11 protein-coding genes and 1 riboswitch are annotated in these 13,820 nt (G+C 36.4%); of the genes, 7 read left to right on the top strand and 4 right to left on the bottom strand.

Going from position 1 to position 13,820, the window contains the following annotated elements:
- The first annotated feature begins 52 nt into the window (after positions 1-52).
- Positions 53-271, top strand: a riboswitch (cobalamin riboswitch).
- A 34-nt stretch (positions 272-305) separates the two neighbouring features.
- Positions 306-653, top strand: coding sequence for a hypothetical protein (locus tag AAGF08_RS04550; RefSeq protein ID WP_343509872.1), 348 nt, complete (start codon positions 306-308; stop codon positions 651-653).
- 36 nt (positions 654-689) lie between these two features.
- Here AAGF08_RS04550 and AAGF08_RS04555 read toward each other — a convergent pair whose 3' ends face one another.
- Both AAGF08_RS04555 and AAGF08_RS04560 read right to left on the bottom strand, forming a co-directional pair.
- A complete protein-coding gene (locus AAGF08_RS04555) occupies positions 690-1,106 on the bottom strand; it encodes a nucleotidyltransferase substrate binding protein (RefSeq protein WP_343509873.1) in 417 nt (138 codons plus the stop codon).
- 60 nt (positions 1,107-1,166) lie between these two features.
- Entirely contained in the window at positions 1,167-2,609 is a 1,443-nt protein-coding gene (locus tag AAGF08_RS04560) for a trypsin-like peptidase domain-containing protein (RefSeq protein ID WP_343509875.1), read from the bottom strand.
- A 226-nt stretch (positions 2,610-2,835) separates the two neighbouring features.
- Between AAGF08_RS04560 and AAGF08_RS04565 the strand changes: the two genes are divergently transcribed.
- From AAGF08_RS04565 to AAGF08_RS04585, 5 genes are all read left to right on the top strand, one after another.
- Positions 2,836-4,002 carry a 1-deoxy-D-xylulose-5-phosphate reductoisomerase gene (locus AAGF08_RS04565; protein ID WP_343509876.1) on the top strand — a complete coding sequence of 389 codons (1,167 nt, stop codon included), beginning with the start codon at positions 2,836-2,838 and terminating at the stop codon, positions 4,000-4,002.
- The gene (gene rseP, locus AAGF08_RS04570; protein WP_343509877.1) at positions 4,002-5,321 is read left to right on the top strand and encodes an RIP metalloprotease RseP; all 1,320 of its coding nucleotides are present in this window, start codon (positions 4,002-4,004) and stop codon (positions 5,319-5,321) included. Before AAGF08_RS04565 ends, rseP begins: the two co-directional genes overlap by 1 nt.
- A 201-nt stretch (positions 5,322-5,522) precedes the next feature.
- The gene (gene lon, locus AAGF08_RS04575; protein ID WP_343509878.1) at positions 5,523-7,994 is read left to right on the top strand and encodes an endopeptidase La; all 2,472 of its coding nucleotides are present in this window, start codon (positions 5,523-5,525) and stop codon (positions 7,992-7,994) included.
- A gap of 122 nt (positions 7,995-8,116) precedes the next feature.
- Positions 8,117-9,511 (top strand): ATP-dependent protease ATPase subunit HslU, encoded by a 1,395-nt coding sequence (hslU, locus tag AAGF08_RS04580; protein ID WP_343509879.1) that lies wholly within the window; start codon positions 8,117-8,119, stop codon positions 9,509-9,511.
- Between the two features lie 35 nt (positions 9,512-9,546).
- Positions 9,547-10,272, top strand: coding sequence for an SDR family NAD(P)-dependent oxidoreductase (locus AAGF08_RS04585; RefSeq protein WP_343509880.1), 726 nt, complete (start codon positions 9,547-9,549; stop codon positions 10,270-10,272).
- 1 nt (position 10,273) lies between these two features.
- Here AAGF08_RS04585 and AAGF08_RS04590 read toward each other — a convergent pair whose 3' ends face one another.
- Positions 10,274-10,768 carry a histidine phosphatase family protein gene (locus AAGF08_RS04590; protein WP_343509881.1) on the bottom strand — a complete coding sequence of 165 codons (495 nt, stop codon included), beginning with the start codon at positions 10,766-10,768 and terminating at the stop codon, positions 10,274-10,276.
- Between the two features lie 88 nt (positions 10,769-10,856).
- Here AAGF08_RS04590 and AAGF08_RS04595 point away from each other — a divergent pair, with 88 nt between their 5' ends.
- Positions 10,857-11,048, top strand: coding sequence for a cold shock domain-containing protein (locus AAGF08_RS04595; RefSeq protein WP_343509882.1), 192 nt, complete (start codon positions 10,857-10,859; stop codon positions 11,046-11,048).
- A 61-nt stretch (positions 11,049-11,109) separates the two neighbouring features.
- Here AAGF08_RS04595 and AAGF08_RS04600 read toward each other — a convergent pair whose 3' ends face one another.
- A complete protein-coding gene (locus tag AAGF08_RS04600; protein ID WP_343509883.1) occupies positions 11,110-13,698 on the bottom strand; it encodes a mechanosensitive ion channel domain-containing protein in 2,589 nt (862 codons plus the stop codon).
- Positions 13,699-13,820 lie beyond the last annotated feature (122 nt).

Genomic DNA, 13,820 nt, shown 5'->3' on the forward strand with positions numbered 1-13,820 from the left:
TACTTCCAAAAAAAAGAAATTTGAGCAGCTTTTTTTGAGGATAATCCCAGCTAAGTTTGTAAGTGAATTAGGTTTCTAGGTTTAAACTTTAAATCTAGAATTAAAAGGGAATTCGGTGAGAAACCGAAGCTGTCCCCGCAACTGTAAGCCCTTGTGGATTTTTCCCACGCATGGTTTTGTCATCCCTCGCTATTGGCCTGAAATATTCCGGGCTGAGAAGGCAGACAAAATCGGGTAAGCCAGGAGACCTGCCATTTCATGATTCTGTGCTTTCGGAGGAAGAAGTATATTTTCAATCTTTCCACTTGGATAATTTGACAAAATCAACTACAAATGCCTTGCCAGTAGCCAATGCAACTGGAAGGATAGCATTTGGAAATGATGATATCTTTTATGTAGTGACTAGTTCGGGTTGGCCGAATTATATCGACGGCGTTTCAAGAGTTTCTGTACTGGGACCAGAATTGGATTTAGATTGGATGATCGGATCAGGATTTTATGGTATTGGATACGATAAAAGTAGAGATGAACTTTATCTAGCTAATTCAAATGGCTTTCAAGGAAACGGGACCATTACTGTTTTTAATAAGGAAGGATCAGAAATCAGGTCTTTTGATACAGGGAGAGGACCTTCAGGGTCCCTGTTTTACTAAATTAAAAGAGCGGCTTTGCCGCTCTTTTAATTTTTCCTATTCATCTAATTTTTTCCCCATTGTATCCTCAAATCGCTCTAATAAACGAAAGTATTTATTCTGAATATTATGGATGAAATTTTCTTGAGTGTCAATAGCGTAAACAGGATTGTATTGAATTCTATCAATCACAATGTCCAGCCAGGCTTTTCCATCATCAATTAAATCCGCATGAAAAGCTTCTACTGTTAAATCACGGGAACCGGAAAATGGTCCTTTTCCTTGTTTTTGAAAGTACTTGGTCATCACTTTTAAAGCTAATTCATGAGCCACTTCAAAACTGTTTACAAGTTCTCTGGATTGAGATTCACTTAATCCGTTTTTTTTGGCACGTTGAACATATATTCTTAATTCTTCTAAAGCAACGCTAAATTCCTCGAAGCATTGTTCACAGGTTTGTGGTAAGGTTTTCATGGGTTATTACTTTCAATTAAGGTACAAAATTTTGTTTGAAATGAATTTATTGAATCCACTTTACCTTACATTGTAACTCTGCATAAAAGGTTGACCACTTGAGGCAACTCCCTCCAATAATAGTTTTCCACTATATTCTTCCAGATACTTTCCTACTAATTTTGGATCTCTGGCCGGTTCTCGATTAATATGGGTTAAAATAAATCCCTCCCTTAAACCCAAATCTCTTAAATAACCTCGGGTCATACCAGTTATTTTGATTCCATAGTCTAACCCCATTTTATCCTTTTCTATCGTGTTAATTGCTTCTAATTTAGCTCCAAGTAAGGCTGAACTGTAATATTCTCTTTTCAAAATACCAACGCCGCCTTCTAGATTTTGAAGTTTCAACTGGGCCGTTTTTTCCGAACCATTTCTGATAAAAGTTATAGGGAGCTCTTCTCCTGGATAATAATAAGATAAAGCTTCTTCAAAACTACCCATTCCGGAAATCTCTTGGTTTCCAAGTTGTATAATCACGTCACTTCTTTGTAAACCTGCAGATTCTGCAGCTCCATCTCTTAAAACATGAGTTATAATCACACCATCCAAGGTTTTTATTCCCATTTCTTCTGCTAATTCGGGGGTTATTTCTACTGCTTCAATTCCGGGAATTGCCTTTTGAACTTCACCATATTGAATTAAATCATTGGAAACTTTCATCGCAATATCTACCGGTACAGCAAACCCATAACCAGTATAAGAGCCCGTTCTGGATAGAATTGCCGTGTTAATTCCTATTAATTCTCCATCCACGTTTACAAGCGCTCCTCCTGAATTTCCAGGGTTAATCGGAGCATCCGTCTGTATAAAACTTTCTAAGGGGAAATCGCCACCAAGGATATTGATTTGTCTTTCTTTAGCTGATACAATTCCGGCAGTTACGGTAGATGTTAAGTTGAATGGATTTCCCACGGCTAAAACCCACTCTCCAATTCTTAGATTTCTGCTGCTTCCTCTTTTTATAGCTGGTAGATTTTCTGCATCTATTTTCAAGACAGCGATATCTGTGTTTTTATCAGTTCCTACGAGCCGAGCTTTATAGGTTTTCTTTTGATGGATCACTTCAATTGTCTCGGCACGATCTATCACATGATTATTTGTGATAATATAACCGTCTTCTGAAATAATTACTCCCGATCCGGAACTGACCTGTTGTGAGGGGCCAGAACCAAAGAAATAATCAAACATGCTATATCTTCTAGGGTCCGTGCCGGAGAAATTTTTAATAAATACTACCGATTGCGTACTTTTTTCTGATGCCTCTGCAAAAGAATCAGGCTGCCTGTCCGGAGCAATTGAACTTGTATTGAATTCAGAAGCCAGACTTATGTTTTCTGATCCAGGAAATGAGTTAGCTATGGGTTTATTTTCAACTTCAGTAAAATTCAAATTTGTCCAAAGAGCAGCTCCTGCCAACCCTGACAAGAAAGAAATTGCGGTATTTTTAAAGAGGCTATTCATAGATTTTCTTTTTTCAATTTGACGTTTGAATGAAAAATCAGTTAAAGACCTTCACATTTTTTAAGAAAAGGCAACAGAGTTGTGCCAAAATCGAGCAAAAATCAGCCCATTGCATAAAAACTGACGAGATGTACAAGGAAAAGTCTAGGCATATTGTAATTTTGTCAGCTCATTGAGGAAACCTTCTAAACTTTCGGAAGGTTTAATGCTCAAAATCCCAAATTGAATGACAGAAAAAAAGCGCGTAGCCATCCTCGGTAGCACCGGAAGTATAGGTACACAAACTTTGGAGGTAATTCGCCAACATTCTTCAGATTTTCAGGTCGAGGTCCTTACCGCCCAAAATAATGCAGATTTATTGATTCAGCAGGCATTGGAATTTAATCCAAATGCTGTTGTAATCGGAAATGAGTCATTGTATTCAAAGGTTAAAGAGGTATTAATTCCAAAGGATATCAAGGTTTTTGCCGGGCAAAGAGCAATCTCTCAAGTAGTTGAGATGGAAAGCATCGATGTGGTTTTAACAGCTTTGGTGGGGTATTCGGGTCTGATTCCCACCATCCACGCAATAAAAGCTGGAAAGCAGATTGCTTTGGCCAATAAAGAAACCATGGTTGTGGCGGGAGAGATCATCACTGCCTTAGCAAAAGAGAATCAGGTAAATATTTATCCAGTAGATTCTGAGCATTCTGCGATTTTCCAATGTTTGGTAGGTGAATTTCATAATCCAATAGAAAAGATTATTCTCACGGCGTCAGGAGGACCTTTTAGAGGAAAGGATAGGACTTTTCTTGAAACAGTTACGAAGGCTCAGGCTTTAAAACATCCTAACTGGGAAATGGGAGCGAAAATCACTATTGATTCCGCTTCCTTGATGAATAAAGGACTGGAAGTTATTGAGGCTAAATGGCTTTTTGGATTGAAAACTGAGCAGATCGAGGTAGTCGTACATCCTCAAAGTATTATACATTCTCTGGTACAGTTTGAAGACGGATCTTTAAAAGCACAACTTGGTTTACCGGATATGCGTATTCCAATTCAGTTTGCCTTAAGTTTTCCAGATAGGTTGAAAAGTGATTTTGAGCGGTTTAATTTTATGAATTATCCCCAATTGACCTTTGAACAACCGGATTTAGATACTTTCAAAAATTTGCAGCTTGCCTATGATGCCTTAGCAAAAGGGGGCAATGCTCCTTGTACGCTGAATGCTGCAAATGAAATAGCTGTAGAAGCTTTTCTAAAAGAAGAAGTAGGGTTTTTGGAAATGTCAGACTTGATTGGTGAGACACTTTCCAAAACAGAGTTTATCTTACACCCAAATCTGGAAGATTATGTGGAAACTGATCGTAGGGCCAGAGAAATAATAGAACAATTAATTAAGCGTAAAGTATAATGGATACATTAATAATGGTGGGCCAACTAGTACTGGGATTATCTATCCTGGTAGGTTTACATGAGTTGGGGCACTTGCTCACAGCCAAAATGTTTGGTATGCGAGTTGAAAAATTTTCAATTGGATTTCCTCCAAAGATTGCTGGATTTCAATGGGGTGAGACAGAATATTCGATTGGAGCAATTCCACTGGGAGGATTTGTCAAAATTTCTGGAATGGTTGACGAATCCATGGATACGGACCAATTATCAGCAGAGCCACAACCATGGGAATTCAGATCAAAACCTGCCTGGCAGCGATTGATTGTTATGTTGGGAGGGATTATAGTTAATGTAATCACCGGTGTCCTCATTTTCTTTGTAATGGTTTACAATAATGGGGAGACTTATTTTTCCAGAGACCAGGTAGTTGAAAATGGAATAGTGGCAAAGGATATAGCCCAATCAATTGGCCTAAAAACTGGAGATAAAATCCTGGACTTAAATGGGGAACCCTATGTAAGTATTAATGATCTTAGCAGTGGTTCAGCACTATTAAGTGAAAATGGATTTTACACAGTAGAAAGGAATGGTGAGATTCTTAAAATAGAAATACCTCGGGGTTTTATAAATTCCTTCAACAAACAAGAAGCACTTGATAATTTTGTCGATTTAAGATATCCATTTCAATTATCTGTGGTAGATAAAGGCGGAGCAGCAGAAAAGGCAGGAATAACGACGGAAGATAAAATTCTAGCTGTAAATGGAAGAGAAATTAACTATTTCAATGATCTTCAAGAGGCCTTGGCAGATGCTAAAAGTCAAAATACCTCGATTACATTACTCAGAAATGGAGATACAACCCAAGCCACTGTTGCTGTAACTGATAGAGGAACTATTGACATTGCCGTAACACCTTTGATTGAACCAGTGAGAAGGAAATATGGGCTTGGAGAAGCTTTTCTTAAGGGGTCAGAAAGGGCTTTTACCGTTGTGATTGTCAATGCAAAAGCATTGGGAAAAATGTTTACCGGTGAAGTGTCCGCGAAAAACGTTAGTGGTCCAATTGGAATGGCCAAAATATATGGAGATGTCTGGGACTGGGGTAAATTTTGGACAATAACTGGTTTGATTTCCATGTTGCTTGCATTTATGAACCTGTTACCAATTCCAGCTTTGGATGGTGGACATGTGATGTTTTTACTTTATGAGATAATTTCTGGCAGAGCGCCATCTGATAGATTCTTGGAAAATGCCCAAAAAGTAGGAATGGTAATCCTTTTAGCACTGATGGTGTTTGCCATTGGAAATGATGTGCTGAAAATCTTTACTGGGGATTAATTACCAAAAAATAGACCTTTTAAACCGGATTGAGAGATCCGGTTTTTTTATTTCAGGGTTTCATTTCAAAATAAAAAACTGCCATTCTGACAATATCCTCTTTTGGCATACCCCTTGACCTTTTAGGAACAACCTTCAGCTTTTGAAGGTTCTTAATTTACGTGAGCTAAATCCTGACAGCGTATCTGTCAATATGTCTATATGAGTCAATTCGAAAATTCCATGTTCCAAAATTTAATGACTGGTGAATTTGCTGGTGAAGGTGATCTAATCCAATTGATCACAGAGGATGAAAATGAGGAGCTAGGAACAGAATCCTATGAGGAAGATCTCCCGATTCTTACAGTTCGGAATACCGTGTTATTTCCTGGTGTGGTAATACCGATTACCGTAGGTAGACAACGCTCCATCAAACTTGTAAAAAAAGCCCAAAAAGGAAATAAATTAATTGGGGTATGTGCTCAGATCAATCCCAATAACGACGACCCTTCCTGGGAGGACATTTATCAGGTAGGCACGCTTGCCAAAATTATCAAAATGATTGTACTTCCTGATGGAAATACAACAATCATTATTCAGGGAAAGAAAAGGTTTAAAATCAAGGAACAGGTTACCGACGATCCCTATTTCATGGCAAAAGTGAGCTATCTAGAGGAGAATTTCCCAAAGAGTTCTAAGAAAATAAAAGCATTGGAGGAGTCATTAAAAGATGCAGCAACAAGAATCCTCCATTTAAATCCGGAGATTCCTAGAGAAGCTCAGGTTGCATTGGATAATATAGACAACACACCTTTCTTAACTCATTTTCTCTCTTCCAACATAAATGCGCCTGTAGAATCTAAACAGCGTTTATTAGAGATAAATGATGGAGTGGACCGTGCTACTTTGCTTTTGGAATTCATGATGAAAGACATCCAAATGTTGGAGCTAAAATCTGAAATCCAAAAGAAAGTTCATACGGATATTGATCAGCAACAGCGGGATTATTTCTTGCGACAGCAGATGAAAGTGCTTCAAACCGAGCTTGGGGAAGAAGGACCTGAAAAAGAAGTTGAGGATTTAAGAGCAAGAGGAGAGCAAAAGAATTGGCCAGCAGAAGTCAAAAAACACTTTGAGAAAGAGCTGGATAAAATTTTAAGAATTAATCCATCTGCCGCGGAATACCCGATAGCATTAAACTATGCAGAAACCATGGTGGAATTACCTTGGAATGAATTTACCCAAGATAATTTCGACTTGAAGCATGCGAAAGCTATTCTTGATAATGACCATTTTGGGCTTGAAAAAGTCAAAGAAAGAATCATTGAATACTTGGCTGTATTAAAGCTTAAAAATGATTTAAAGGGACCAATACTCTGTTTATATGGCCCTCCAGGTGTTGGTAAAACTTCTCTTGGTAAGTCCATTGCATCTGCGCTGGGAAGAAAATATATAAGGATGTCTTTAGGCGGGCTGCATGACGAAGCAGAAATCAGGGGTCATAGAAAGACCTATGTAGGAGCAATGCCAGGTAAGATTATCCAGAATATGAAAAAGGTGAAGATCTCAAATCCGGTCTATGTTCTGGATGAAATCGATAAGCTTTCCTCAGACTTCAGAGGTGATCCTTCATCTGCATTTCTTGAAGTTTTAGACCCTGAACAAAACAGCACCTTCCTTGATAATTACCTGGAGGTTGAATATGATTTGAGCAAAGTCTTGTTTATAGCTACGGCTAATTCCTTGGATAGCATTCAGCCAGCTTTACGAGATAGAATGGAAATCATAGAGGTTACAGGATATACTCAAGAAGAGAAAGTAGAAATTGCTAAGCGGCATTTGGTTCCAAAGCAAAGAAAAGAGCACGGAGTAAAGGCCAAGCAAATTTCATTTGAAAAAGCTGCTTTGGTTAAAATCATAGAAGATTATACCCGGGAATCTGGTGTAAGAAGCTTGGAAAGAGCCATTGGAAAAGTGATAAGAAATGTTGCCAAATCGATAGCAATGGAGGAAGAATACGAGACCAAAATCACACCGGCTGCTGTGAGAAAGATTCTTGGTGCAGAGATTTTTGATAAAGAAACCTATCAGGATAATTCTGTAGCTGGGGTAGTCACAGGTTTAGCTTGGACTAGTGTTGGTGGTGAGATTCTTTTCATCGAATCCAGCCTAAGTCGAGGAAAAGGAAAATTGACTCTATCCGGCCAACTAGGAGATGTCATGAAAGAATCTGCAATGACAGCACTTTCTTATCTCAAGTCAAAAGCCGAAACATTGGGGATAGACCATAGGGTATTCGATCAATATGACCTTCATATCCACGTACCGGCAGGTGCCGTTCCTAAGGATGGTCCTTCGGCTGGAATTACCATGCTGACGGCTATGGCTTCCGTTTATACGCAGAGAAAGGTGAAATCGAAGGTAGCGATGACTGGTGAAATCAGTTTGATAGGTAAAGTTATGCCTGTGGGTGGTATTAAAGAAAAAATACTAGCAGCTAAGCGTGCAGGAATAAAGGAGATTATTCTTTGTAAAAAGAATGCTAGGGATATTGAGGAAATAGATCCTCAATATGTTAAAGGAATTGAATTTCACTTTGTCGACAAGGTTGACGAGGTATTGGAAATAGCTTTATTAAAATCGAAAGTAGATAGAGCTTTAAAATTCAATTTTAGTTCAGAAAATAAAGCGTAACTGATTGTACTATATATCCTTCAAAGGAATATTTTACAATTAAGAAACCAAATCTAAAACCAACAAACTTTATTGATTTGAATATCATTTCAAACCAAAGAAGGGTTATTTAACTAAATAAAATGGATCATATCATTTCACTTACTCCAAGACAAATTGTTGCAGAGTTAGATAAATATATCATAGGGCAGCATGATGCAAAAAGAAACGTTGCCATAGCCTTAAGAAATAGAATTCGACGCCTGATGGTAAAAACCGATATCCAAAAAGATATTGTACCAAATAATATCTTAATGATTGGTTCGACTGGTGTGGGTAAGACTGAAATAGCAAGAAGATTGGCAAAAGTAGCCAATGCTCCATTTACAAAGGTGGAAGCTTCGAAGTTTACGGAAGTGGGTTATGTGGGAAGAGATGTGGAAAGTATGGTAAGAGACTTGGTTGAGCAGTCTGTAGCACTTGTAAAAGAAGTGAAAAATGAGGCTGTAAAAGCTAAAGCTGCTGAAGCAGTTGAGGAGCTTATATTGGATATTTTGATTCCGCCGGTCAAAAGTGCGGGGTTTGTAAGAAATAACACGCCAGTTGATACAGAGGCTGAGCCTACCAATGACACGGAGCTAAATGAGAGGACTCGAGAAAGATTCCGTGAGAAACTAAGAAATGGAGAACTTGATGATAGGAAAATAGAAATAAATGTCAAGGCTTCATCTCCCGTTGGGGTTGGTATGATTGGAAATGGAATGATTGATGATGCCAGCATGGCTGGACTTCAGGACATGATTTCCGGCATGATGCCCAAGAAAACCAAAAAAAGAAAGTTGAGTATTTCTGAAGCTAGGAAGGTTTTGTTGGAAGAGGAAGCATCAAAGTTGATTGATTTTGATGAGGTAAAAGAAGAAGCCATCAAATTAGCAGAGAACAATGGAATTATATTTATTGATGAAATTGATAAAATAGCTTCTAAGTCTGGAAAAAATGGTGGTGGACCTGATGTAAGTAGGGAGGGAGTTCAGAGAGATTTGCTTCCGATTGTGGAAGGATCTTCTGTAAATACAAAATATGGAGTAATTAATACCGACCATATTCTATTTATAGCTGCTGGAGCTTTCCACGTTGCAAAGCCTTCGGATTTAATACCTGAATTACAAGGTAGATTCCCCATTAGGGTGGAGTTACAAAGCTTGACTCAAGAAGATTTTTCAAGAATCTTAAGAGAACCAAAAAATGCTTTGACAAAACAATATCAAGCTTTATTTGAAGCCGAGGAAGTTTATTTAGAGTTTAATAATGAAGCAATCGAAGAAATTGCAAGGTTGGCATTTTTGATAAATCAAGAAGTTGAGAATATAGGAGCTAGAAGACTTCATACCGTTATGAGTCATTTATTGAATGATTTCCTATTTGACGTGCCTGATTCTATCAAAGCTAATTCCAAGATTATGATTACAAAAGAAATGGTTCAAGAACGCCTTTCTACTCTAGTCAAGAATCGTGATTTGTCGCAATACATTTTATAAATATAACAAGGCATCAGTTTGGTTCCTTTTCTATTATGTCTCAATCTTTACTAATCATTACCGGTCATAGCCAAGGAATTGGTAGAGCTGTTTTGGAATATTATCTGGCTCAAGAAAATTTTCAGATTTTAGCAATTTCACGAACTGAAATAGATATTGAATCGCCCAATCTAAAACAGTTTTGTATCGATCTTTCTGATTTGGATGTATTAGAGAATCAACTAAATAATATTTTTCCAGATGGAGATTTTGAAAAAATAATCCTTTTCAATAATGCTGGATGGATTGGAGTTATTAAGCCAATAGGGAAGTTAGGTCCAAAAGAAATGAGGATTCAGACCAATGTCAATTTACTGGGACCTATGTATTTGACCAATGCTTTTATTCATCAATATAAAAATTCAAGAGCAGAGAAAATTGTTTGTAATGTAAGTTCCGGTGCTGCTTCTAGACCTGTATCAGGCTGGTCGGGATATTGTAGTACAAAAGCTGCTTTATCAATGTTTACTATGGTTGCAGCAGAAGAGAATAAGTCAGACAACTTTCATTTTTTTAGTTTGGCTCCTGGAATTGTAGATACTGGAATGCAAGATGAAATAAGATCCTCAAATGATTCAGATTTCCCTGAGTTGCAAAAATTTAAAGAATTTAAGGAAGAGGGAAAGCTTTCAAGTCCAGCAGAGGTGGCAGAAAAAATTGCTTATTTATTTGAAAACCCCAATTTATTTGAGGACGTGATTCAGGATGTTCGGAACTTCTGACTTACTTTTTTTTCTTTTTCGGAAAATCCAAAAACCAAAAACTTGCATTTTCAGCTGATATTTCTGCCCAGTGGTCTGTGTCAAATCTAAATCCATACAGACCTGAAGTTGGGAGATTATCTATTTTTCCACCCAATCTTTCAATCAAGTCATTGAAACCGGGATTATGTCCAAATACAAAAATTAGATCAAACTTATCCTTTTGCATCCTGAGGTATTTTAGTATTATTTCGGGAGAGCAGTGATACAGGTTTTTTTCAGAAACAATATCATTCTTTGAGTATTCTAAATAGGATGCAATTATTTCCGCAGTTTGTATAGCTCTTTTGGCTGATGAACTCAGAATTAGGTCTGGTTTAAGCCCTCTTCTTAATAATCGCTCTCCCATTATTGGTACATCCCTCAAACCACGTTCGGCTAAAGGTCTTTCGTGATCAGCTAAAAATGGCTTATCCCATGCTGATTTTCCATGCCTAATCAAAATTATTTTCTTCATTTGCTTAATTAAAAAATGATTATTTTGTTTTTTTTCAGGTAATATTTACATTTAGCCTACTTTCAATTACAATTTATCACAATTTATTATGTTTACCGGAACAGTAAAATTTTACAACGAAGCCAAGGGTTTCGGATTTATCGTTGATGACGAAACACAAGGAGAAATCTTCGTTCATGCAACTGGACTAATTGATAAAGTTGCTCAAAACGACAAAGTAACTTACAATATCAAGGATGGCAAAAAAGGGCCAAATGCGATTGATGTTAAAATCGCCTAATTGGTAATTTTAAGATTATAGTGTTTTTTAAACCCCTGTTTAATCCCAGGGGTTTTTTATTTTATTCCTTTTCAGAAGGTGGGTTCTGATTTTTGTTTTCAATTTTCTTATATATCTCTTTGGGAATACTTTTAAGATATAAATCTCTTTGAGGAAAAGGGATTTCAATTCCATTTTCAGCGAAGGCTTCAAAAATTCCTGTTATTACTTCTGATTTGGTTTCCAGCCAAAAATCCATCGATTCTACCCAAAAAAGAATCCTAAAATCCACCGAATTATCTCCAAAGTTTTCCATAAATACTTTTGGGGGAGGATTTTTCATTATCCGGTCTCTATCCAATTGTTTTTCAATAACTTCTTTAACCAATTTCATGTCAGAGGAATATGCTACACCGACATGAATCTCAATTCTTCTTCTTTTATCAGATAGTGTCCAGTTTATCAATTGACCAGAAAGAAGGTCTCCGTTTGGCACGACAATATCAGATCCATCATAGGCCATAATTTTACTTGCCCTTACCCCTACTTCTTTAACTTTCCCGGTCAACTCGCCTATTTTAATATCATCACCGATTTGAATTGGTCTTTCAAATGCCAGAATGATTCCAGATACCAGATTGTTAATTAAGGTTTGCAATCCAAATCCAATACCAACCGATAGAGCACCTAGAACAATCGTGATTTTATCTAAAGGGATTCTTGCTGCTGTCATTGCTATAAAGAAGCCAATAATTATAACCCCTAATCGAATAAGAAGAATGGAACTGCCCAATCTCTTTTTCCTAGAAGTTGCATACTGCTGGTCTTTAATTGAGGCAAAATATGCGATATTATTTGCAAGAAATTGTGAAACAATTAAAATAAGGAAGAATAGAATTATAGTCCCAAAAGTAAATGTAGTGTTTCCTAAAACTCTCTCTTCCGATATAAAAGTTAAGATGTAATCATAAATAGGATCAAATAATCCTAAATGAAAAATAACTGCATAAAACCAGATTGAAAATGCCAGAATTCTAAGAATACTTTCAAGTCTTTTTTGAATTTCCTGAAAGTCAAAAAATGAAGTTAAATCATCAGAATTTTTTTTGGATGCTTCCACCCATAGATAGACTACTTTAAGAAAAACTTGAACAAAAATATAGAGTGAAATACCTCGATAGAATCCGGACAATCCTGAGATAGCGATTACTTTTGCAAAACTAAACCTTCCGAAAACATTTAGAATCAAGGATACTATAGAAAAAGTGATGCTGAAAAAAATCAAGAATTTAAGTACGGATGAACCATTAAATTGCTTGCCTTTAATATCTCTATAGAGAATGGACGCAAGCAAAATTGTACCTAATGCTATTAAATAAATATAAGGTTGTTCTTTAAATGAAATCCTCCAGTTTAGTGCTATAATTGATGCAAAGGTTAGTAATGGAAAAAATATTATCCAAAGCCTAAAAAGCTTATTTCCAAAATGTGACCTTACCAACCAAGTAGAGAATAATGATAAAAGAACTGATAAAATTGAGATTAAGACCATTGGTGGATTTTTCACCAAGAGAAAATAGAAAGGGATACCTATGACTAAAAATGATGTTAATAAGTTGTCTTTAATCAGTTGGGTTCTTTCCAAAATCAGTTCCGCATGTTCTTTTCTTTTATGAATCTTGTTGATCGTATATTTGGTGGCCAAGAAAATAATCAACATCAATAAGGAAAAGCTAATAAATGGGATATAAAACCTGTTCATGAATCTTTCCAGAACAAAGATGTTTGTTTTCTCCGAATTGATGAAGACGGTTTCTAGTGGAGGCTGGTTCTCATTATTAGATTTTTCCCAAAGGTAGCTTGTTTCTTTTTTCCAAAAATTTTGCTTGATTTTATTTTCACTTTCTTTGAAAAATTGATTCAGATTCAAGATTTCAATACTAAGGTCAGTAACCTTAGCTTGGATTCTCGTTAAGGCTAATTCCTGATTGATAAGCGTACTATCAATTTCCCTGAGATTATTTTTAAGCCGTTTTAGTTCTTTATATATTTCCGGAAGAGAGGCACTGTCTCTAAGAGTTAAATTAATTAAAGAATCAGAACGAATTTCATCAATCATTTGACCTACAGATAAAAGATCATTTAATCTTTTATCAATTACTTTTTCATAGTCTATTTTTTCCTCTTCTATATTTTTAAGAAAATTCTCTATTCCCTTCAAGTACCTGAAATTGACATCTCCCGCCCAGTTTGAGATTACATTGCGTAACTGATCCACATAATCTTTTAGCTCAGGAACCCTTTGGTTTAGCATTGCGGTATCTGGGGTGTCTGCTAATACTAGTTTTAGCTTTCCTAATTCAATTCCATATTCTTTCGAGCTTCTCATAAGTCTGCTTAAAAGACTACCTATCTGCACTCTCGATGGTTTTTTTATGGTATCTGTTTTTACAAAAAGGCTATCAAACTCTTGTGTGGATATATCATTTGTGATTTTATTGGTGTTTAAAGTATCAGCTAATTCAAGAGTATCAGCTGAGGCTTGGCTTTCATTTTCCTTAATTTCATCGATGATAGTGACTAAATCCGAATTTTCTGACTGAGAATATGCACTCACAAAAAAGAGTGAGTTAATTATCAAGCTTAAAGAAAGAATTTGCTTAATGGGCATGTTTAGTGAATGCAGGTTTATCTTTTAAATTCAATAGCTAAAATAGTACTTTAATAGCAAATTGTTTTTTTACAAATAAAGTTTGACATAGGATAGTATGCTTTATTAAGACAATATGACTT

The sequence above is a fragment of the Algoriphagus sp. SE2 genome, from assembly GCF_039563885.1.
In the GTDB taxonomy this organism is placed as follows: Bacteria; Bacteroidota; Bacteroidia; order Cytophagales; family Cyclobacteriaceae; genus Algoriphagus.

What these genes read in the sequence shown, in the direction of transcription:
- AAGF08_RS04555 (WP_343509873.1), bottom strand. Translation starts at nt 1,106, where the DNA reads ATGAAAACCTTACCACAAACCTGTGAACAATGCTTCGAGGAATTTAGC.
- AAGF08_RS04560 (WP_343509875.1), bottom strand. Translation starts at nt 2,609, where the DNA reads ATGAATAGCCTCTTTAAAAATACCGCAATTTCTTTCTTGTCAGGGTTG.
- AAGF08_RS04565 (WP_343509876.1), top strand. Translation starts at nt 2,836, where the DNA reads ATGACAGAAAAAAAGCGCGTAGCCATCCTCGGTAGCACCGGAAGTATA.
- rseP (WP_343509877.1), top strand. Translation starts at nt 4,002, where the DNA reads ATGGATACATTAATAATGGTGGGCCAACTAGTACTGGGATTATCTATC.
- lon (WP_343509878.1), top strand. Translation starts at nt 5,523, where the DNA reads ATGAGTCAATTCGAAAATTCCATGTTCCAAAATTTAATGACTGGTGAA.
- hslU (WP_343509879.1), top strand. Translation starts at nt 8,117, where the DNA reads ATGGATCATATCATTTCACTTACTCCAAGACAAATTGTTGCAGAGTTA.
- AAGF08_RS04585 (WP_343509880.1), top strand. Translation starts at nt 9,547, where the DNA reads ATGTCTCAATCTTTACTAATCATTACCGGTCATAGCCAAGGAATTGGT.
- AAGF08_RS04590 (WP_343509881.1), bottom strand. Translation starts at nt 10,768, where the DNA reads ATGAAGAAAATAATTTTGATTAGGCATGGAAAATCAGCATGGGATAAG.
- AAGF08_RS04595 (WP_343509882.1), top strand. Translation starts at nt 10,857, where the DNA reads ATGTTTACCGGAACAGTAAAATTTTACAACGAAGCCAAGGGTTTCGGA.
- AAGF08_RS04600 (WP_343509883.1), bottom strand. Translation starts at nt 13,698, where the DNA reads ATGCCCATTAAGCAAATTCTTTCTTTAAGCTTGATAATTAACTCACTC.